Source organism: Nonomuraea sp. NPDC049141, assembly GCF_040648415.1.
Taxonomy (GTDB): Bacteria; Actinomycetota; Actinomycetes; order Streptosporangiales; family Streptosporangiaceae; genus Nonomuraea.
The window spans coordinates 122,507-142,510 of the sequence record NZ_JBEZDR010000024.1 but is presented as its reverse complement, the minus strand read 5'-3'; the positions used below and the strand labels follow the sequence as shown (position 1 = coordinate 142,510).

Sequence of the window (20,004 nt, the reverse complement as noted above, 5' to 3'; positions counted from 1 at the left end):
GATCAGGGCCAGGAGCTGTCCTGGTCGGGGTCGCCGCCGTTCGACAGCAGGCGGAGGTCGGCCTCGACCATCGTCGCCACCAGTTCGTCGAACGGCATCGTCGGCTCCCAGCCGAGCTGCACCCGGGCCTTCTTCGGATCGGCGCACAGCAGGTCGACCTCCGCCGGCCGATGCAGGGCCTGGTCGGTGACGACGTACTGCTCCCAGTCCAGGGAGGCCGCGCTGAAGGCGGCCTCGACCAGCTCGCGGACCGACTTCATGCGCCCGGTGCCGATCACGTAGTCCTCGGGCGTGCCGGCCTGGAGCATGAGGTGCATGGCCCGTACGTAGTCGCCCGCGAAACCCCAGTCCCGCCGGGCCTCCAGATTGCCGAGCCGGAGCTCGTTGTCGAGGCCGAGCTTGATCCGCGCCACGCCGAGCGAGACCTTGCGGGTGACGAACTCGGCGCCACGCCGGGGCGACTCGTGGTTGAACAGGATGCCGGAGACCGCGTACATGCCGTAGGACTCACGGTAGTTCTGCGTGAGGAAGTGTCCGTACGCCTTGGCCACGCCGTACGGCGAGCGCGGGTGGAAGGCGGTGCGCTCCGTCTGGGGCGTCTCGCTGACCTGGCCGAACATCTCCGACGACGAAGCCTGATAAAAGCGGATCTGGCCGGAGCCGGAGGCGGCGCCGCCACGCGACACGCCCGAGCACACCCGGATGGCCTCCAGCATGCGCAGCACGCCCATCCCCGTCACCTCGGCCGTGAGCTCCGCCTGCTCCCACGACATGGGCACGAACGAGATGGCACCCAGGTTGTAGACCTCGTCGGGCCGAACCCGTTCCACCGCCGAGATCAGCGACCCCTGGTCGAGCAGGTCACCGCGGACCACCTGAACGTCGGCCAGCAGCTTGCGCAGCCGCGACACGCGCGGGTTGGCCTGGCCACGCGCCAGCCCCCACACCTCGTACCCCTGACCGAGCAGGTACTCCGCCAAATAGGAACCGTCCTGGCCGGTGATGCCGGTGATCAGAGCGCGCCTGGCCAAGGGGTCCTCCCACTATCACGACCGCGTCCGTTTGGACGGGAATGTACAGCTAAGCGCCTCGATGCAGCGCCCAAGACTCCTAGAACACGTTCCACCGAACCACGCTCGGTCGCGCCAACATCGCAGTTCGCACGGCCTTTGGCGGCAGTTGTGAACAATTCCAGATGACCTACCGAATGGTAGCCTTCTCGGACTAAGGTCATCTTCACGGTACACGCCCATCTCTGGGTGCTTACCGGGCGAGAAAGGGGTGTCCGTGAGCGACACGCTGCGGATCGCACTGCTGTCCTACCGCAGCAAGCCGACCTGTGGCGGCCAGGGTGTCTACCTCCGCCACCTGAGCCGCGAGCTGGTCGCCCTTGGGCATCACGTCGAGGTGTTCTCCGGCCAGCCCTACCCGGAGCTGGACGAGGGCGTGATCCTCCAGAAGGTGCCGAGCCTCGACCTCTACCGCGACGAGGACCCGTTCAGGACCCCGAAGCTGCACGAGTACCGCGACTGGATCGACTGGCTGGAAGTCGGCACCATGTGGACCGCCGGGTTCCCCGAGCCGCTGACGTTCACGCTGCGGGCGCATCGCGAGCTGAAGAAGCGGGTCGGCGACTTCGACGTCGTCCAGGACAACCAGACGCTCGGCTACGGCCTGCTCGGCATCCAGAAGCTGTTCCCGGTGGTCGGCACCATCCACCACCCGATCAGCGTGGACCGGCGCATCGAGCTGGAGGCCGCCACCGGCGCCAAGAAGCTGACCATGCGCCGCTGGTACGCGTTCGTGAAGATGCAGGCCAAGGTGGCGCCCCGGCTGAGCCCGATCCTGACCGTCAGCGAATCGTCGCTGGCCGACATCCACCGCGACTTCAACGTCCCGCAGGCGAACATGCGCCTGATCCCGCTCGGCGTCGACACCCGCTATTTCCACCCTCGCCCCGACAAGCCGAAGAAAAAGGGCTCGATCGTGGCGGTGGCCAGTGCCGACTCCCCCATGAAGGGCGTCGCCACGCTGCTGCGGGCCGTGGCCAAGCTGGCCACCGAGCGCGACGTCAGCCTCACCGTGGTCAGCAAGCCGACCGCCGGCGGGCCCACCGAGCAGCTCGTGCAGGAGCTGTCGCTGCAGGATCGGGTCCGCTTCGTGCACGGCATCTCCGACGACGAGCTGGGCGAGCTCATCGCCACCTCTGAGGTCTCCGTGGTGCCGTCGTTGTACGAGGGGTTCTCGCTGCCGGCCGTGGAGCACATGGCCTGCGCGACCCCGCTGGTCGCCAGCCGTACGGGCGCGCTGCCCGAGGTGGTGGGGGACGCCGCGATCCAGGTCGCGCCCGGCGACGCCGAGGAGCTGGCCGCGGTGCTGCGCCGCCTGCACGACTCTCCGGAGGAGCGCGAGCGGGTGGGCAAGGCCGGATACGAGCGGGTCATGGAGCGTTACACCTGGCGCGTCGTCGCCATGAAAACCGTCGAGGCGTACCGCGAGGCCATCGCGGCCCGCCGTACCCGCTGACCGAAGCTTCGAGATTTCAAGGAGATCGATAAGTGCTGACGGTGGACTTCGCCCGGCTGCCGGTCGGGCCCGGCGTGCGCGTGCTCGACCTGGGTTGTGGTGGTGGCCGGCATGCGTTCGAGGTGCTGCGCCGGGGCGCGGACGTGGTCGCCTTCGACATGGACCAGTCCGAGCTGGACAGCGTGGCGGCCATGTTCGTGGCGATGGACAAGGCGGGCGAGGTGCCGCCGGAGGCCAGTGGCGAGACCGTTCAGGGGACGGCGCTGGACATGCCGTTCGAGGACGGCTCCTTCGACCGGGTCATCGCGGCCGAGGTGCTGGAGCACATCCCCGACGACATGGCCGCGATGCGAGAGATCTTCCGGGTGCTCAAGCCCGGCGGCACGGCCGCGATCACCGTGCCGAGCTTCCTGCCCGAGCGGATCTGCTGGGCGCTGGACGAGGACTATCACACGGCCCCCGGCGGACATGTCCGGATTTATACGTTGGCTGAGCTGTCGGCGAAGCTGAAGTCCACCGGCTTCCGCATCGGCCCCCACCACCACGCCCACGGGCTGCACGCGCCGTACTGGTGGATCAAGTGCGCGGTCGGCGTCAACAACGACGACCACCCCCTCGCCAAGGCGTACCACGAACTGCTGGTCTGGGACATCATGAAGCGCCCGCCGCTCACCCGGCTGGCCGAATCCCTGCTCAACCCGCTCATCGGCAAGAGCGTGGTGCTCTACGTCAGGAAGCCCGCCGCGTGATCTCACGCGAGGAGGCCGTTCAGACGGCCTTGAGCATCTCAGCGATCCAGCAGGACGACGGCGGCGTGCCCTGGCCGGAAGGCCACGTGGACGTGTGGAACCACGTCGAGTGCCTGATGGCGATGACCGTGGCCGGCCTGCGCGACCCCGTCACGCGGGGCTACGACTGGCTGGCCCGGCACCAGCGCGACGACGGCTCGTGGGCGATGAAGCTGGTCGACGGCGTCGCCACCGAGCCGGGCGGCGAGTCGAACCACGCCGCCTACGTCGCGGCCGGCCTTTGGCACCACCACCTGGTGACGGGCGACCAGCGGTTCACCGAGCTCAGGTGGCCGATGGTCAAGAGGGCGCTCGACTACGTCGTGGGGCTGCAGACCGAGCGCGGCGAGATCGTCTGGGAGCGTGACGCCCAGGGCCGGGCCTCCTCCTACGCGCTGCTCACCGGCTGCTCGTCGATCCACCAGGGCCTGCGCTGCGGCGTCCTGCTCGCCGACCACCTCGGTGACCCGCAGCCGCACTGGGAGCTGGCCGCCGACCGCCTGGCCCACGTGCTGGCCGCGCACCCGGAGGCGTTCACCGACAAGAGCCGCTACTCCATGGACTGGTACTACCCGGTGCTCGGCGGCGCCGTCCGGGGGCCGGCGGCGGAGGAGCTGCTGGAGCGGGAGTGGAGCACGTTCGTGGTGCCGGGGCTGGGCATCCGCTGCGTCTCGGACCAGCCGTGGGTGACGGGCGCGGAGACGTGCGAGCTGGCGCTGGCCCTCGACGCGCTGGGCGACCGCGAGCGTGCCGCCCGGCTGTTCGCCGACATGCAGCACCTGCGCCATGAGGACGGCTCGTACTGGACGGGGTGGCAGTTCGCCAACAACCGCCACTTTCCACACGAACGGAGCGGATATACGGCCGCGGCGGCGGTGCTCGCGGGGGACGCGTTGTTCGCTTTCTCCCCGGGAGCGGGGATCTTCCGTGACATCAGCGCCGTCTCCGTCTCCCCCGCCGACCCGCATCTGTGTGGCTGCACCCCCGCCCGTGCGTGATCTTGTACGCGCAAGGGCTTTTGCGGGTTCTTTGCCGGGAAATGCGGAGCGGCACCGCTGAACGCCCCATTGCGGTTACTAGCTTCGTGAGTGGCCGTACGAGGCGTCTTCGGGGGAAGCGTGGGCGACACGGGCACAACAGCGTTCTTGGAGCAGGACAGGACTGAGCCGACGCTTTCGCCGGTTCACGGACTACGGAAGCTGCTGCTGAGGGAGCGGTCCGAAGCCGATCTGGCCCGGCGGAGGTTCCGGCTACGGCAGGGACATTGCCGGGTGGTCGTCGAAGGAGCCGAGCGGTCATACCTTTTCGGGTTCAACGCCGCTGTTTCGCGTGAAGTCTGCAAGATCGATGAAATGTCGCCTGAGCAGCGGAGCTTCGCCTATGAGGGGGCCGGTGCCGCCTGCACCGTGCTCGATCTGCTCACCATGACCCGGGGCCGGCGCCTTCACGAGCTACTGGCCGGCCCCGCCCAACTTCACCCGCACGCCGTGCACGTGGGCGCCGGGCGCGGCTACGCGCTGCTGCGCCTGCGGCCCATGTGGGGCGTCCGGCAGACGCACCCGCTGTTCCGCTGGCTGGCCGTGGACGGGTTCGGGTTCCAGTGGAGCCTGGCGCGGGCCGACCGGATGGTCGGCGAGCGGACCATGCCCGATCTGCTCACCAGGGCTCACTGCGCGATCTTCGATCAGGGCCTGGGCCGCCTGCTCTGGTATCACGAGTGCGCCTCGCCGGACGACGTGGCCGCCAGGATCGCCTCCTTCCCAGCGGGCCGGCGGGGCGATCTGTGGAGTGGTGTCGGGTTCGCGGCCACGCACACCGGTGGCGCCAACGCCGACGAGCTGTGGTGGCTGACCGATCACGCGGCAGCCGACGGGTTCCGTGCCCATCTGGCCCAGGGGTGCGCGTTCGCCGTGTCGGCCGGGCTCCAGGCGGGGACACTGCCGGGCCACGTGGCGCAGGCCGCACCGATCCTGGCGGGCGCGGAGCCCGACGAGGCCGGCGCGTGGGCCGAAGGGGCGCTCATCGAGCTCGGCCACGACCCGCACACCCACGAGGACTTCCAGTCCTGGCGGGCCCACACCCGCAGAGCGTGGGCACGCGGGAGGCGGCGCTAGATCCCCGGAGCGACCCGCTCTAGGACGCGTAGCGAGCCCTCGGCCGAGGTCTCGGCGAACGCGCCCGAGGCGAGCGCCCGCAGGTAGATCCGGTAGGGAGCCTGGCCGCCCCCGGCCGGGTCCGGATAGATGTCGTGGAAGACCAGCGCACCGCCCGGCATGACGTGCGGCGCCCAGCCCTCGTAGTCGCGCGTCACCGGATCGTCGGAATGGCCGCCGTCGATGAACAGCATGCCCAAAGGCGTGTTCCAGAGCCGGGCCACCTGCTCCGAGCGGCCCACTATGGCGATCACCTCGTCCTCCAGCCCGGCGGCGGCGATCGTCTGGCGGAACGTCGGCAGCGAGTCCATCTTGCCGAACCGCGGATCGACCAGCGTCGGGTCGTGGTGGGCCCAGCCCGGCTGGATCTCCTCCGAGCCGCGGTGGTGGTCCACGGTGACGACCACGGACCCGGCAAGCCTGGCCGCCGCCCCGAGGTAGACGGCCGATTTGCCGCAGTAGGTGCCGATCTCGCAGATCGGCCCGAGTTTGCCGTACTGGCAAGCCGCCTCGAACAGGGCCAGGCCCTCCCCTTCCGGCATGAATCCCTTGGCATGCTTGGCTGCGTATCGCAGTTCAGGCGGCATCGTCATAGGGATGCACCCTAGTAGAACCGAACAACATTCCAGCGCCCCCTTGCCCGGCATTCTGCAACCTGTTCTACTTGGCAACGTGAATCAGCGCGCTCGCATCGCGATGTCCGGAGACGAGGTCACGGCCTTCCTGGAAGGGGCCCGCAAGCTCCAGCTCGCGACCATCAACCCGGACGGCACGCCGCATCTGGTGACCATGTTCTACGGGCTCGACGAGGGGCGGATCGCCTTCTGGAGCTACGCCAAGGCGCAGAAGGTCCGCAACCTGGAGCGCGACCCGCGGGTGAGCTGCCTGGTCGAGACGGGCGAGGACTACAACGAGCTGCGCGGTGTCCTGCTGTACGGCGAGGCCAAGCTGGTTGACGAGCCCGAGCAGGTCCTGGCCATCGGCTTGCTGGTCGCGCGCAGGATGACCCCGGGCGTGGCGGACGAGCTCCTGCTGCCTTATGTCGAACAAACCGGACGAAAGCGGGTTGCATACGTCGTCGAGCGCACCAAAGTGGTCTCATGGGACCACAGGAGGCTCACATGAAGATCAAGGTCGATGAAATGGTCTGCGAAGCCAATGCCGTGTGCATGGGGCTCGCACCCGAGGTGTTCGACGTGGATGATGACGACCAGTTGCACATCCTGCTCCCGGAACCGCCGCCCGAACTCCTGGACCGCGTCCGTCACGCGGTCCGGTCCTGCCCCAAAGCCGCTCTTTCCCTTGAGGAATAGCTGGAGGAGGAACCCCCCCATGCGCGCCGCCCTTCTGCACGCCGTAGGCGACGACAAGCTCGACATCCGCGACGATGTCACCCTCACCCCCGTCGGACCGACCGACGTACGGGTGCGGATCAAGGCTACGGGCGTCTGCCATTCGGACCTGTCGGCCATGTCCGGCGTGCTGCCGCAGCCCGTACCGCTCGTCCCGGGTCACGAGGGCGCGGGCGAGGTGGTCGAGGTGGGCGAGCATGTCAGCTCGGTCCAGCCGGGCGATCACGTGATCATCAACTGGCGTCCGTCCTGCCAGGACTGCGACCTGTGCCTGGGCGGCCAGCCGTACCTCTGCATGAAGTACGTGATCGAGGCGTTCACCAAGGGCAACTTCCGCTTCGGCGGCGACCAGACGGCGTTCGGGATGGCCGGGTGCGGCACCTGGGCCGAAGAGATCGTCATCCCCTGGCAGGGCGCGATCAAGGTCGACGCGGACATCTCGTGGGAGGCGGCCGCGCTGATCGGCTGCGGCATCACCACCGGTGTGGGCGCCGCCATCAACACCGCCAAGGTACGGCCCGGCTCGACCGTCGCCGTCATCGGCTGCGGCGGCGTGGGCCTGTCCGTCATCCAGGGCGCGCGCATCTCCGGCGCCCGGACGATCCTGGCGATCGACCCCCTCGCGTCCAAGCACGAGCTGGCCAAGAAGGTCGGCGCCACCCACGCCGTCACCCCCGAGCAGGTCCCCGAGGCGCTGAACGAGCTGACCGCCGGCAGCGGCTTCGACTACGGCTTCGAGGTGGTCGGCAAGGCCGCCACCATCCAGAGCGCGTGGCAGGTCACCCGCGCGGGCGGCGAGGTCATCGTGGTCGGCGCGGGCGCGGCGGACGACATGGTGTCGATCTCCGCGTTCAGCCTGCTGTTCGAGGGCAAGAACCTGCTCTCCAGCCTGTACGGCGAAGCGGACGTGCGGCACTACTTCCCCTACTTCGCCAAGCTCTACAAGGCCGGCCAGCTCGACCTGGAGTCGATGATCAGCGCCCGGATCCGCCTGGCCGACCTGAATGACGCCGTGGCCGCGCTCAAGGGCGGCGAGGTGCTGCGCCAGATCGTCCTCATGGACTGAGCCGTTCGAAGCCGTCCAGCATCGCGGTGAGGCCGAGGTCGAAGTGCTGGTCGATGCCCACGGCATCGGCGCTTTCAGCGAGCAGGTTGTAGCCGGGCGCCCCGGGCTCGGGCTTCCGGCTACGCCGCCGCGCGCCCAGCTGGACGGCGGCCAGGCCCATCGCGTGGCCGATGGTGTAGTCGCGCAGGGAGCGCGTCATCTGCAGCGCGACCTCGGGCGCGAACCCGGCCTCCCGCAGGGACGCGAGCGTCCGGTTGCCCGTGGCGATGGCCTTGGCCGACCTGATCGGCCGGGACGCGAACACCGGCACGGCATGCGGGTGCGCGGCCAGCGTGTCCCGCATGCGCCGGTAGGACTGTTCGAGCAGCGCGCGCCACGTGCCCCGCCAGGGCAGCGAGTCGACGCCGAACTCGTCGAACAGCAGCTCGGCGACGGCGTCGAACAGGGCCTCCTGATCGTCGAAGTAGTAATAGACCGCCATCGGGTCGACGCCGATCTCGGCACCGAGCTTGCGCATGGAGAACTTGCCGAGCCCCATGGAGTCGATCACCGACAACGCGACACCCGCGATGTACTCCTGGCTCAGGGTGGGCTTCGCGGCCTTGCTCATGAGGAAATTATCCCGGAAGCACGCCTTGACCTTGACCCTGCGTCAGGGTCGGACCATCTCCTATGTACGCCATACAGAGGAGAAGACACATGACACCCCCCGTAGGACAGCTCTACGACGTCGCAGGACGGCGCCTCTTCCTTCACCGCTCGGGCAGCGGCGGCCCCAGCGTGGTGTTCCTGCCGGGAGCCAGCGCCGTCGGCCTGGACTACCTGAACATCCACGACCGCGTCGCCGAGTTCACCATGTCAGTCCTGTACGACCGCGGCGGCACGGGCTGGAGCGACCGGATGCCGCTGCCGCGTACCGCCTCCGAGACCGCCACCGAGCTCCGGGACCTGCTGCGGGCCGCCGGCGTACCCGCCCCCTATGTGCTGGTCGCGCACTCCCTCGGCGCGGCCCACGCCCGCCGTTTCGCGCAGCTGTTCCCCGGCGAGGTGGCCGGCCTGCTCCTGGTGGAGTCCTTCTACGAGGACTGGGACGTTCACATGCCCGAGCACCTGCACCTCGAGCGGACCCGTCAGCCGGAGCCCGGCCGGCTCCAGCTGTGGTTCATCAGCCGGCTCGCCCGCGGCTTCTACCGGCGCATCCTCGCGGGCTGGCCCGCGGAGCTCCGTGACCTGCTCGTCGAACGCCACGTCAGCCCCGAGTGGTGGCGGATCGGCGTACAGGAGCGGAGCAACCTGCCGCAGCTGCGCGACGAGCTCCGGGACGGCGGACCCCTGCCCGACGTGCCGCTGATCGCGCTCACCGCGCTCGGGGAAGATCCTGGCCTGAAGCTGTTCATGTCGAAGAAATCCCGGCGCGACCTGAACGACGGCAAACGCCGTCTCTACGATGCCCTGGCCGGCTCGGTCCCGCGCGGTGAGCATCGTACGCTCGATGATGCCAGGCACAGCACCGTCCACACCGACCGCCCGGACGCCGTCGTCCAGGCGATCCGGGACCTGCTCGACCGGGCGGCCAAGTAACCGACAGAAAGGACGGCGTCGATGCTCACCATCGGTCAGCTCGCCGCTCATGTCGGCGTGACGGTGCGGGCGGTCCGCCACTACCACCAGCACGGCCTGCTCGCCGAGCCCGCGCGCGACGCCTCCGGCTACCGGCGCTACGACGCGCAGGCCGTGGTCGATCTGATCCGGATCAAGACCCTGGCGGCGGCCGGCGTGCCGCTGGCCCGCATCGACGAGCTGCTCAACGCCCAGCCCGACGAGTTCGCCAAGGCCATCGCCCGGATCGACCAGGCGCTGGAGGACAAGATCCGCGACCTCACCCGCCACCGCCACCGCATCGCCGAACTCGCCGCGGGCGAACGACTGTTCCTGCCTGCCGAGATCGTCGACATTCTCGACCGGCTCCGCGCTCTCGGCGTCAGCGAACGAATGGTGCGGATCGAGCGTGATGTCTGGATCCTCGCGGTGGCTCTCAGCCCCCAGGACGTGTCCGCGTGGGTGGCGGGTAAGAACGCCGTCTTCGACGACCTCGACTTCCAGCGCGTCTATCTCGCCTGCGACGAGGCGTTCGACTGGGATCGCAGCGACCCGCGACTGCACGAGCTCGCCGCCGCCATCGCCGACTGGGAGGCGCGACGGGGCGAGGAGCAGAGCAGGACTGAGACGGTCGGCTTGATGTTCTCGCACGTCATCGACTCCTCACCGGCGTGGCAGAGGGCGCTGGAACTACTCCCCGGAGAGCTGGCGAAACGGGAGAAGCGGCTCTAGACCGGCGGGTTGAAGCGGTGGTAGCCCGGGGCGGTCCAGCCCGCCGAGACCGAACCCGCGAGGTGTACCCACTTCTCCACCTCGAACCGCACCAGCCGCTGCGCCCCCGGCACGTCCCCCGGATCCCAGTCCACCCGGGCCCGGCCGGTCAGGTGCAGCGTCTCCCCGCGCTCCCAGTCCACGAACAGCAGCCCGGCCGCCGGGTTGACCTCCAGGTTCCCCAGCGTCATGTACATCGAGTTGCCGACATAGTCCGGGAACACCAGCGACCCAGGCCCCGTGACCTTCACGAACCCTGGATTGCCGCCCCGGTGCGAGACGTCCGCGCCGAGCTGCTCGGCGCCCGTCGCGATGAAGAACGTGTCCGCCGCGCCGATCCACGCCTGATGACGCGCTGTCAGCGTGGTCCCGGCGCCGAGGCCGGCCGGGGTGCCGCCCGGAGCGGTCGTGGGCTCGCGGGTCTGGATGTATTTGGGGCAGTTCGAGTAGACCTGCTCCGTCCACACCACCAGCGCCTCGCCCGCCTGTACGGCCGTGCCGTTCACGCGCATCCTGCGCCGCGTGTGGGGCTCGATGGCGAGCAGGCCGAGGTCACGTTCCCCGGTGAACAGCCCGTGCAGGGGGTCGGGCGCGCCGGGCAGGGCGCGTACGACGATCGTGCGGTCGTCCTCGGCGGAGGCGAAACCGGCGGGGCCGGTCAGCACGCTCGCCCAGAGCCGGCCCAGGTTGTCGGCCGCGCCGGCGACCAGCAGGCGCTGCTGCCGCAGGAACTCGGCCGCCACCTCCGGGATCTCCGGGCGGGTGCGCGAGCTGCCGAGCTCCCCGCCCCGCGCTCCCGCCCGCCGCTGGACGACGACCTCGCCCGGATGCGGCCCCATTAGAAGAACCCGCAGGTCGGCGCGCCAGAGGTGGGCGCGGGGCGGTCGCCGGCGCCGTCCGGGGCGAAGATCTCCAGGCGGATGCCATCGGGGTCCTCGAAGAACACGCCTCCCGAGGACGCGCCTTCGCCGTGCGGCACGACGCCGTCGTGGTGCAGGGTGGCTCCGATCTCCCTGATGACCGCCTCAGCCTTCCGCACCGCCGCGAGGTCGGCGACCCGGAACGACAGGTGGTGGAGCCCCGGCCGCGTGGTGGCGAAGCGACCCTCGCTCTGCTGCCAGAGGGTCAGCATGAGCGTGCCGTCCTGGACCAGGAACGCGTAGCGGCGCCCCTCGTGCTGTTGCTCGCCCGCCGTGGTGAAGCCGAAGACGCGCTGGTAGAAGTCCAAGGACTTGGTGAGGTCGGTGACGTTGAGCCCGATGTGCCCGGTCTGGAACGACGACATTCCACACTCCCTCATCATCTAACGCATGAACGACCGATTGGCCGTTAGAAAGAACTATATAATGGCAAACCGGCGTCACAAGCGTTAGATGCGGACTACTTCTTGTGCTCCCGATAGTGCCTGGCCGCTCTGGCGCGGTTGCCGCAGGCGGTCGAGCACCACTCCTGACGTGGGTGTTCCTTCACGAAATAGAGCACGCAGCGTGGGGCCTGGCAGGTACGCAACTGCCCCCGTTCAGGCCCCGCCAGGAACTCGACGGCCGCCGTCGCGAGCGCGGCCCGGACCCGTGCCGACGGCTCGGCCGGCACGGCTGGCACGACGACGAGGGCCGGCTCCCCGCTCCAGGACAGTTGCGGGGCTCGCGGGGCGGCCAGAGCGGCGGCGTTGACCAGGGCCAACGACTCCGCGAAGCCGGGCAGGGCCGCCGCGTCCGCCCGGCTCGGCGGCTCCGGGGCCACGGCCTTGGCGAACAGCGCGCGTACGGCCTGGCGCAGGCGTACGGTCTCCTCGCGCAGTGCCTCCGTGGCGGTGAAGCCGGGATCGGCGTCGAGGTCGGCCGCGTGCGCGCGTACCCAGGTTGTCAGGCCTTCGACATCGGACAGGCGGTCGACCAATCCGGACCGCTCCGCCCTGATCGTGCTGACGAAATCGAGGGTCAAGGACATTCCCCCAATCTAACGCCTGCGGGCACCGTCAACCGTGAGAGACCGTGAGTGTCACATTTTCCGCGGTTGGAGTGTCTTATAGGTAGCCGCCCGACCCGCCTGTGAGTCCAGGCGTCCGCGCAGGGGAGATGAATCCCGTTGGTGTCCATCCCGGAAGTCCCTTACACCGACCCCACCAGCTGGCGGATCGCCATGGAAGCCAGCGCGGCGAGCCTGTCGATGAGCACCCTGAACGGCCCTCGGCTCCTCGACGAGCTGCCGTGGTTCCGGGGTTCCTTTCGGCTGACTCCGGCCGGGCTACTGGCGGGATTCACCCTGCGACTGCCGCTGCCGACCCGGCCGACGTGGCTGCGGGAGGAGGAGACGGCCGAACTGCTGTGGGAGTCGGTGAGCCTCGAAGCCGCCGGGATCCCGAACCAGTTCAGCGGGCGGACCCGGCTGCGGCTCGGCCGACGGGAGACCTTCACGAGCGTGTCCGCTCTGTGCGCCAAGCTTCCCGTCGGCCGTTCCGGCCGCCCCTACCTGAAGATCGTCCTGGAGACGGTGTTTCCGTCTTTGAGCATGCGCTGGCCTCGCGAGGCACGACTGCGGCCGGTGACGCTCAAGCTGTTCAGCGAGATCCGTTTCGCCGAGACCACCCCGCTGTCGTGATCGCGGGCCCGTCACGCTGTCGCCGCCCTCTGTCCTGCTCGGCGGAGTTCAGCTAATGAGTCAGCGTACGGTCATCGCCCGCGAGCTCTACCTCTCCACGCCCGTGACCGTCATCGAGGGGGACCTTCTCGCCCCCGTACGCCTTCGACATCCGGCCCCGTAGTCTGCCCAGAGGGCCGCGCATGCCCTTCGGCGGGATGCCCGCGCTGTCGGGCTCGGCGACCGCCAACATCGGCACCGGCTCCTTGCCCCGCACGTGTGCCTCGATGTCGTCCGCCGCCGGCACGTGGGCCTCGACGAACCCACCGCCGGGCAACCGCTTGATCACACCCGATTCAACGCCATGGGAAATGGTGCCCGCGTCGTAGCGCTGGAGCCCCAGACACATCCGGTAGGTGATCACATACGCCAGCGCGGGCGCCACGAAGATCAGCACCCGGCCCGCGTACGTCGTTACATTGAGGCTGATGTGGAAATTGGCGGAGATCTCGTCGTTGGCACCGAGGAGCCAGAGCACGCCATAGAACACGACGGCCGTCATGCCGATCGCCGTGCGGTGCGGGTTGTCGCGCGGGCGTTCGGCGAAGTTGTGCTCGCGCTTGTCCCCCGTCACCCACTGCTCCAGGAACGGATACAACGCCAGACCCGTCAGGACGACGCCCAGCGGCGCCAGCGCCGGGATGATGACGTTGAGCGGCAGTGTGCCCGCATGGTCCGTGCCGAACAGGTTGATCTCCCACGGCCCCATGATGCGCAGCGCGCCTTCGAGGAAGCCCATGTAGAAGTCGGGCTGCGAACCCGCCGACACGTCGGCGGGCGTGTAGGGCCCGAACAGCCAGATCGGGTTGATCTGGGCGAACGTCGCCAGCCCCGCGATCACCGCGAACGTAAACAGGACGTACGCGCCCGCCTTGGCCATGAACGCCGGATAGAACGGCGCCCCCACCACGTTTCGGTTCGTCTGAGTCTTGCCGGCCATCTGGGTGTGCTTCTGCATCCACATGAGCACGAGGTGAGCGGAGACCAGCGCCAGGATGATGCCCGGGATGAGCAGGATGTGCAGCGAATAGAACCGGGAGATGACATCCCCGCCCGGGTACTCCCCTCCGAACAGGAAGAACGTCGCGTACGTACCGACCAGTGGCAGCGAGACCAGCACACCCTCGGTGATCCGCAGACCGGCGCCGGACAGCAGGTCGTCGGGCAGCGAGTATCCGGTCAGCCCCTCAAGGAGCGCCAGCGTCAGCAGCAGTACGCCGATCACATGGTTGAGCTCGCGCGGCTTGCGGTATGCGCCGTTGAAGAACACCCGCAGCGCGTGCACAAGAGTGCTCGCCACGAAGAGCAGCGCCGCCCAGTGATGCATCTGCCTGAGCAAGAGGCCACCCCGGACGTCGAAGCTGAGCTCCAGCGACGACGCGTAGGCCTGGGACATCATGACGCCTTTGAGCGGGGCGTACGACCCGTCGTAGGCGATCTCCGCCATGCTGGGCTTGAACCAGAACGTCAGGAACGTCCCGGTCAGCAGCAGGAGAACGAACGCATACAGCGCGATCTCCCCCAGCAGGAACGTCCAGTGGTCGGGGAAGATCTTGCGCATGTTGCGCTTGAGGAAGTTGGCCGCGCCGAGCCGCTCGTCGAGGAAGTTCGAGGGGCTTGAGACGGCCTTCGGGATGGTCTTGAGCTCCTTCATCCGTGATCTACCCTCACGCCGACCTCCGCGTCAGGCACTGTGGACATGTCGCTCCCCGTTCTCGTGAACCTCTCCCCGTATAGACACGGCAAAGCGCGGAAATGTGACATGTCCGCCCGCGCGCTCATCACGTAGGGCTGCAGGTCAGATCGCTCGGTGTCGCGGATACCCACGCGACCGGATCACCTCGTCGGAGTAAGCAGGGCAGGAGCCCCAGTTGACCGCCGGTTCGGGCGGTCCTGCCGCGGCCGTCGCGTTGGGCGTACCTGCGAGCCGGCGCGAGGGCGCCTGCCGAACGGACGTACTCAGGTGGTGGCCAGGGCGATCGTCGGGGACAGGCGGGCGGCGCGCATGGCGGGATAGAGGCCGGCGATCGTGCCGATGATGAGCGTGGCGCCGACCGCCCCGCCGATCGCCCACGGCGGCACGACGGGTGGCCAGCCCCGCGACACCGCGTACCCGGCCGTGGCCAGGGCGCCCAGCACCGACCCGGCGACGCCGCCGAGGGCGGAGAGCAGCAGGGATTCCGCCAGGAACTGGATGCGCACCTGCCCCCGGGTGGCCCCCAGGGAGCGCCGCAGGCCGATCTCCTTGCGCCGTTCCAGCACCGAGATCACCATCGTGTTCGCCACGCCGACCCCGCCGACGAGCAGTGCCACCGCGCCGAGCCCGAGCAGCAGGCTGGTGAACGCGTCCGCGGCGGCGGCCCGCGCCGCCAGCGCGTCCGACGGTCTGCTGACCTCGACCTGCTCCGGGTTCTCCGGGTTGACGGTACGCGGCAGCACCGCCCTGACGGCCGCCACCGCCTCCTCGCCCGAACGCTCGTAGATCGTCGTGGGGTGCCCGTCGAAACCCAGGTACGTCTCAGCCGCGGGGAACCCGAGGAGCACCGAGCGTTCGATCTCCGGGGCGAGCGGCATCGGCCCCAGAATGCCGATGACGGTGAACCATTGGTCGCCCATCCACACCCGCACGCCGATCCGGCCGAGGCCAAGCCGCTTGGCGGCCGCCGAGCCGAGCACGACGGCGGGTGCGCGTTCGGTGGCGGCGTTCAGCCATGTTCCTTTGGCGACGTCGCCCTCCAGCGTGGTCAGCAGCTCGGCGCTCGCCGCCTGGACGGAGATGCCGCCGGTCACCGCCTCGGGGATGTGGTCCGTGCGCCGTACGGTGGCATCGACCGTCCCGGTGGCCGAGGCCGTGCTGACGGGACCGATGCGCTCGACCGCGCTGAGCGCGGAAACGGGCAGCTCGGCCTTGTCGCCGAACAGGGTACGGCCGGGCGCGGCGGTGAGCAGGTTGGTGCCGAGCCGGTCGAGCCGGCGCAGCAGCTGCTCCCGCGACGAGGACGAGATACCGATCACCGCGATCATGGTGGCGATGCCGATGGCGATGCCGAGCGCGGACAGGACCACCCGGGCGGGGCGGGCCCGCAACCCAGCCGCCCCGACCCGCAGCACGTCAACGGTGCTGAGTCGGGAAGGGGACAGTCTCGCGCGCGTCACGGGCGGGCCCCCTTCGACGGGTTCGCGCGTCGCAGGCGGACTCCCCTCGACACCCTCGCGCGTCACGGGCGGGCTCCCTTCACGGCCTCCTCGGGAGAGCGGCGGAGGGCGCCGCTTTCCGGAGGGCACCGGCTGTCGTCGGCGATGATCTGGCCGTCGCGGACCCGGACCTGCCGCGGGCACCACTCGGCGATCTCGGTGTCATGGGTGATGATCGCGATCGTGGTCCCGGCGGCGTGCAGGTCGCTCAGCACCCGCAGCACCTCGGCCCCCGAGTGCGAGTCGAGGTTGCCGGTCGGCTCGTCGGCCAGTAACAGCGGCGGATCACCCACCACTGCCCTGGCGACCGCGACCCGCTGCTGCTCGCCGCCTGACAGCTGGTTCGGCGTGTGGTCCAGCCGGTGGTCCAGTCCGACCCGGGTCAGGGCGGCCTCGGCCCGCTCACGGCGCTGGCGCAGCGCGGTGCCGGTGTAGAGCAGGCCGTCGGCCACGTTGTCCAGCGCGCTCACGCCGACAGCCAGGTGGAACTGCTGGAACACGAACCCCAGCTGACGGGCGCGCAACGCCGACAACTCCCGGTCCGACAGCTCGGCCACGTCGTAGCCGGCGATGCGCACCGTCCCCGACGTCGGCCGGTCCAGGGTCCCGATCAACTGGAGCATGGTCGACTTGCCGGAGCCGGAAGGACCGACGATGGCCAGCAGTTCCCCGTACTCGACCGTCAGGTCCACACCACGAAGCGCCTCGACCTGTCCGCCGTAGACCTTGGTCACGCCCCGCAGCTCAACGATGCTCATTTCCCCAAGGCTCATTTCCCGAAAGCTCATTTCCCCAAGGCTCATTTCCCGAACGCTCATGGGGCGGGCACCCCGACCTTCGTGCCCTCCGCGATGCCCGGGCCGCTGATCTCCACCTTGCCGCTGCCGAACGCGCCGACCCGCACCGGCACGATCCTGGTGGCGGAACCCTCGACGACCTCAACGCCGAACCCGCCCTCGCGCAGCGCCAGCAATGCCTCGACCGGCGCGGCGAGCACGCCCTTGCGACGTTCGCTCTCCAGCTCGACGTCGACCGGGGCCTGGTCGAGCTTGGTATGTGGCGTCCTGCTCAGCGTGATGTCGACATCGACGGTCGTCTCGCCGCTGTCCTGCCCCTGCCCGGACTGGGCGGACTTGGCGACCGTACCCACCGAGGTGATCTTCCCGGTGATCCGCTCGCCGCCCGGCAGCTTGACGCCGACCTTGGCACCCTTCCTGGCCAGTTCCTGGTAGTCGGTGTCGAGATCCACGTGGACCAGCCGCCGGATGCCGCTGACCGTGAGCACCCCCTGACCCGGGCCGGTATGCCCGCCGACCTCGACCTTCGCCTCGGTCACCCGGACCGGGGCGGGCACGAACACGACCTGCGCCGCGTCCACCTGCCCCGTCCGCCGTAGACCCAGGTCGTCCTGCCACTGCCTGACCGCCAGGTAGGTCGCGTAGGTGAAGCGCTGGTCCACGGTCAGGTAGTCGCCGTAGCCGAGCGCCTTCAGATTGCGCTCCAGTTGCTCGACGTCCGGGCCGTCGCTGACGCCCTGCTCCAGCCGCCGGTAGAGCGGCAGCTTGCCGTACATCAGCACGAGCGGCTTCCGGTCGACCTTGAGCAGCGGGTGGCCACGACGAATCACCGCGCCCTCCGCGGCCACCCACGTGACCGTGCCGGCGGCACCGCCGGTCAGAAGGCGCTCGCCGGAGTAGGTGAGCGCGCCGTCCACGGTCTTCGTGTTCACCAGGTCCTGCCTGACGATCGCCGCGGTGGCCGGGACCGGCGGCCTTCCCGACGAGGCCGTACCGGTGCCGCCGTCGCCCTCCATCAGGGCCAACACCGCCCAGGCCGCCACCGCCGCGGGCAGAGCGGCGGCGGCGGCGAACGCGAGGCCCTTCCTCATTTCGCGAGCGGGATGTCGCCGGCGAACTGCTTGCACGCCTCCTGGGCTTCCTTGACCTTCCGCTCCGGGGTTCCCTCCGGGATATTGATCTCAATGCGCCCGTCGGCGCTCGGGTCCGGCATGTCGATCCCGTGCTGGCGCATGCACTGGGCGAACTTGACCAGCAGATCCTGCTTCTGCGGATCGAGCCCTTTCCCCTTCTCGCCTACCGCGGCCTGCATGAACTGCTTGCACGCTTCCTGGGCCTTCTGCACTTTCTGCTCGTCCCCCGGGCGTTGCTGAATGGCGACCGGGCCGTTGGGCTCGGGGTCGGGCATGTCCACACCGTGCTCGCGCATGCACTGGGCGAACTTGAGCCCCGCCGCCTGCCTGTCGGTGGACGCCGACGCCGAGGACGAGTTCGACACCGCGGGACTGGCTGTGCTGCCGCTCGCGCTGGCGACGTCCCCCTCACCGGCCTTCGCACCGCACGCGGTGAGGGCCAGGGCCAGTACGGGCACGGCCAGCAGTAGACGGATGCGCATATCTCTCCTTGTTGGGTGGCTTTTAGGTATGTCGTTCGCCCCCACGTCTCTACTTGGACCGAGCACCGAGAAGCGTTTCAACGCCCGGAAACGCGAACGGAGCCCTCGGGGGGATCACCACCCGAGGACTCCGTGAAGGGCGCGCGCTACCTGCTCGCGATATAGAAGTTCATGTCGGCGTAGTCGAAGGTGATGGCGTAGGGCTTGAAGAACTCATGGGTGAAGTTGGCGATCGTCTCGAACCCGAAAAGCTCAAGCCACGGCCAGCCGCCGACGACACCGGGAATGTTCCGGCCGACCTTGCGGCCGAGTCTTATCCTGGCCGGAGTGATCGGGTAGCTCGTCATCCCGCCGCCTGGCGTCGGGTGTTCGTAGTCGATCTCGATACCGGCTCGTTCCGCATTCTCCTCGGTCGTCATGACGCCCATGCCCATGCCTCCCGTGTCGAGGGAGGCCACCCGTGGCCCGTAATCGTTGAGGCTGCCCAGCGTGCAGGGGACATGGTCACCCGCCAGCCACAACGGCAGCCGATCGGCCTCGGCACGCCTGGCCTCCAGCTGAAACTCCCGCAGTTGTGCTCCCGTCTTCCGCCGCAGGACGAGCGCCTGCTTCGCATAATCCATCGTGGCCAGGAAGTGATAAAGCAGCGTGGTCCCGATGACGCCCGAGGGCCGAGAGCCGTCCGGCAGGTTCGGCATTCTCAGGTCGTACCAGACGACCGGAACATTGCGCAGCACGATGTCACCCAGCCGAAACGACTCCATGACGCCGTGATATGTCGTGAGGGTCTGCCCGGCGGGATGACTCGTGCTGGTGGACACCGCGCGCAGACCGGCCTGCTCCGCCATCTCCGTGGAGAAGGCCAGCGTCGCCCCCGTGTCGATGAGGAAGTTCTTCTGCTCACCCCCATTCACCGCGCCTTTGACGCAGGGCAGCGGATCGACGCACACGAAGGGAACGCGCGTCTGCTGCGCGCCCCGCAGCTCATACGGCGTGCCGGACACGGCGGCGTACTGGGTGGCGAATGCCGCGTCACTCGGATCGCCGGTGCCCCGCAGCAGCGGAACCGCGCGGGCGACCTTGTCCTGCCGGACGAAGCATTCCGCCAGTTGCCGCTTCGAGAAGTTGTCGCCAGGGGCCAGATCGATGGCCTTGGTCAGGAACCTCTCGGCGTCTTCGAACTGGTTGGACAGCAGCGCGATGCGTCCGCGCTGCGCCACGGCGTGCGCGTTGCCGGGATCCTTACGCAGAAGGTACGCATAGCCCCGATCGGCCTGCTTGAACTCGCCGCTCTTGAAAAGCTGGTCGGGGTCGATACCCGATGTCGCGGAACTCAAGGCCACGGAGAGCGGCGCGCTCGTCCGGGGCGCCCCCAGTTGCTGGAGCATCACGCCGGCGCCGACGGCCAGACCGGCCCGCCGCAGGAACTTACGCCGATCCATGCTCTCGTCGTCGAACCATGTCGACGCTGATCGGTGTCGAGTCATGGGAGGCATTGAAGC

The 20,004-nt window shown here is 69.1% G+C and carries 22 protein-coding genes; 10 read left to right on the top strand and 12 right to left on the bottom strand.

Annotation, left to right across the window (positions count from 1 at the left end; translation table 11 throughout):
- Positions 1-2: 2 nt before the first annotated feature.
- Positions 3-1,031, bottom strand: a complete 1,029-nt coding sequence (locus AB0B91_RS49915) for a GDP-mannose 4,6-dehydratase (RefSeq protein ID WP_358336988.1) — start codon at positions 1,029-1,031, stop codon at positions 3-5.
- Positions 1,032-1,281: 250 nt separating this feature from the next.
- On the opposite strand from AB0B91_RS49915, the gene AB0B91_RS49910 reads away from it, so the two are divergent.
- The 4 genes from AB0B91_RS49910 (at position 1,282) to AB0B91_RS49895 (ending at position 5,428) form a co-directional block, all read left to right on the top strand.
- Positions 1,282-2,526 (top strand): glycosyltransferase family 4 protein, encoded by a 1,245-nt coding sequence (locus tag AB0B91_RS49910; RefSeq protein ID WP_358336985.1) that lies wholly within the window; start codon positions 1,282-1,284, stop codon positions 2,524-2,526.
- A 32-nt stretch (positions 2,527-2,558) separates the two neighbouring features.
- Positions 2,559-3,275 (top strand): class I SAM-dependent methyltransferase, encoded by a 717-nt coding sequence (locus AB0B91_RS49905; protein WP_219533774.1) that lies wholly within the window; start codon positions 2,559-2,561, stop codon positions 3,273-3,275.
- Complete coding sequence (locus AB0B91_RS49900; protein WP_358336982.1) at positions 3,272-4,312, top strand: prenyltransferase; 1,041 nt, start codon at positions 3,272-3,274, stop codon at positions 4,310-4,312. The genes AB0B91_RS49905 and AB0B91_RS49900 overlap by 4 nt, the downstream gene beginning before the upstream one ends.
- A gap of 90 nt (positions 4,313-4,402) precedes the next feature.
- Positions 4,403-5,428, top strand: coding sequence for a DUF1702 family protein (locus AB0B91_RS49895; RefSeq protein WP_358336979.1), 1,026 nt, complete (start codon positions 4,403-4,405; stop codon positions 5,426-5,428).
- On the opposite strand, the gene AB0B91_RS49890 is transcribed toward AB0B91_RS49895, so the two are convergent.
- A complete protein-coding gene (locus AB0B91_RS49890; RefSeq protein ID WP_358337191.1) occupies positions 5,425-6,054 on the bottom strand; it encodes a class I SAM-dependent methyltransferase in 630 nt (209 codons plus the stop codon). The genes AB0B91_RS49895 and AB0B91_RS49890 overlap by 4 nt on opposite strands.
- An 85-nt stretch (positions 6,055-6,139) precedes the next feature.
- Here AB0B91_RS49890 and AB0B91_RS49885 point away from each other — a divergent pair, with 85 nt between their 5' ends.
- The 3 genes from AB0B91_RS49885 to AB0B91_RS49875 are packed head-to-tail and all read left to right on the top strand — an operon-like array spanning position 6,140 to position 7,885.
- On the top strand, positions 6,140-6,592 hold the full coding sequence (locus AB0B91_RS49885) for a pyridoxamine 5'-phosphate oxidase family protein (protein ID WP_358336976.1): 453 nt from the start codon (positions 6,140-6,142) through the stop codon (positions 6,590-6,592).
- Positions 6,589-6,780 (top strand): ferredoxin, encoded by a 192-nt coding sequence (locus AB0B91_RS49880; RefSeq protein WP_219533778.1) that lies wholly within the window; start codon positions 6,589-6,591, stop codon positions 6,778-6,780. The genes AB0B91_RS49885 and AB0B91_RS49880 overlap by 4 nt, the downstream gene beginning before the upstream one ends.
- A gap of 19 nt (positions 6,781-6,799) precedes the next feature.
- Positions 6,800-7,885 (top strand): Zn-dependent alcohol dehydrogenase, encoded by a 1,086-nt coding sequence (locus tag AB0B91_RS49875; RefSeq protein WP_358336973.1) that lies wholly within the window; start codon positions 6,800-6,802, stop codon positions 7,883-7,885.
- On the opposite strand, the gene AB0B91_RS49870 is transcribed toward AB0B91_RS49875, so the two are convergent.
- A complete protein-coding gene (locus AB0B91_RS49870; RefSeq protein WP_358336969.1) occupies positions 7,875-8,495 on the bottom strand; it encodes a TetR/AcrR family transcriptional regulator C-terminal domain-containing protein in 621 nt (206 codons plus the stop codon). The genes AB0B91_RS49875 and AB0B91_RS49870 overlap by 11 nt on opposite strands.
- Before the next feature lie 89 nt (positions 8,496-8,584).
- On the opposite strand from AB0B91_RS49870, the gene AB0B91_RS49865 reads away from it, so the two are divergent.
- Both AB0B91_RS49865 and AB0B91_RS49860 read left to right on the top strand, forming a co-directional pair.
- The gene (locus tag AB0B91_RS49865; RefSeq protein WP_358336967.1) at positions 8,585-9,466 is read left to right on the top strand and encodes an alpha/beta hydrolase; all 882 of its coding nucleotides are present in this window, start codon (positions 8,585-8,587) and stop codon (positions 9,464-9,466) included.
- A 21-nt stretch (positions 9,467-9,487) separates the two neighbouring features.
- Entirely contained in the window at positions 9,488-10,216 is a 729-nt protein-coding gene (locus tag AB0B91_RS49860) for a MerR family transcriptional regulator (RefSeq protein WP_358336964.1), read from the top strand.
- Here AB0B91_RS49860 and AB0B91_RS49855 read toward each other — a convergent pair.
- The 3 genes from AB0B91_RS49855 to AB0B91_RS49845 all read right to left on the bottom strand — a co-directional run bounded on the left by AB0B91_RS49855 (position 10,213) and on the right by AB0B91_RS49845 (position 12,205).
- Positions 10,213-11,094 carry a pyridoxamine 5'-phosphate oxidase family protein gene (locus AB0B91_RS49855; RefSeq protein ID WP_358336961.1) on the bottom strand — a complete coding sequence of 294 codons (882 nt, stop codon included), beginning with the start codon at positions 11,092-11,094 and terminating at the stop codon, positions 10,213-10,215. The two genes, AB0B91_RS49860 and AB0B91_RS49855, sit on opposite strands and share 4 nt — an antisense overlap.
- A complete protein-coding gene (locus AB0B91_RS49850) occupies positions 11,094-11,540 on the bottom strand; it encodes a VOC family protein (RefSeq protein ID WP_358336958.1) in 447 nt (148 codons plus the stop codon). Before AB0B91_RS49850 ends, AB0B91_RS49855 begins: the two co-directional genes overlap by 1 nt.
- A 95-nt stretch (positions 11,541-11,635) precedes the next feature.
- Positions 11,636-12,205: an ABATE domain-containing protein gene (locus AB0B91_RS49845; protein ID WP_358336955.1), complete on the bottom strand. Its 570-nt coding sequence runs from the start codon at positions 12,203-12,205 to the stop codon at positions 11,636-11,638.
- A 141-nt stretch (positions 12,206-12,346) separates the two neighbouring features.
- Here AB0B91_RS49845 and AB0B91_RS49840 point away from each other — a divergent pair, with 141 nt between their 5' ends.
- Positions 12,347-12,856 carry a hypothetical protein gene (locus AB0B91_RS49840; RefSeq protein ID WP_358336951.1) on the top strand — a complete coding sequence of 170 codons (510 nt, stop codon included), beginning with the start codon at positions 12,347-12,349 and terminating at the stop codon, positions 12,854-12,856.
- A 52-nt stretch (positions 12,857-12,908) separates the two neighbouring features.
- Here AB0B91_RS49840 and AB0B91_RS49835 read toward each other — a convergent pair whose 3' ends face one another.
- The 6 genes from AB0B91_RS49835 to AB0B91_RS49810 all read right to left on the bottom strand — a co-directional run bounded on the left by AB0B91_RS49835 (position 12,909) and on the right by AB0B91_RS49810 (position 19,944).
- Positions 12,909-14,549, bottom strand: a complete 1,641-nt coding sequence (locus AB0B91_RS49835; RefSeq protein WP_358336948.1) for a ubiquinol-cytochrome c reductase cytochrome b subunit — start codon at positions 14,547-14,549, stop codon at positions 12,909-12,911.
- 305 nt (positions 14,550-14,854) lie between these two features.
- On the bottom strand, positions 14,855-16,051 hold the full coding sequence (locus AB0B91_RS49830) for an ABC transporter permease (RefSeq protein ID WP_358336945.1): 1,197 nt from the start codon (positions 16,049-16,051) through the stop codon (positions 14,855-14,857).
- A 62-nt stretch (positions 16,052-16,113) separates the two neighbouring features.
- Entirely contained in the window at positions 16,114-16,848 is a 735-nt protein-coding gene (locus tag AB0B91_RS49825) for an ABC transporter ATP-binding protein (RefSeq protein ID WP_358336942.1), read from the bottom strand.
- A gap of 56 nt (positions 16,849-16,904) precedes the next feature.
- Positions 16,905-17,978: a peptidoglycan-binding protein gene (locus tag AB0B91_RS49820; RefSeq protein ID WP_358336939.1), complete on the bottom strand. Its 1,074-nt coding sequence runs from the start codon at positions 17,976-17,978 to the stop codon at positions 16,905-16,907.
- Complete coding sequence (locus AB0B91_RS49815; RefSeq protein ID WP_358336936.1) at positions 17,975-18,502, bottom strand: hypothetical protein; 528 nt, start codon at positions 18,500-18,502, stop codon at positions 17,975-17,977. The genes AB0B91_RS49820 and AB0B91_RS49815 overlap by 4 nt, the downstream gene beginning before the upstream one ends.
- Positions 18,503-18,648: 146 nt before the next feature.
- Positions 18,649-19,944, bottom strand: coding sequence for an aspartyl protease family protein (locus AB0B91_RS49810; protein WP_358336933.1), 1,296 nt, complete (start codon positions 19,942-19,944; stop codon positions 18,649-18,651).
- Positions 19,945-20,004: the final 60 nt, after the last annotated feature.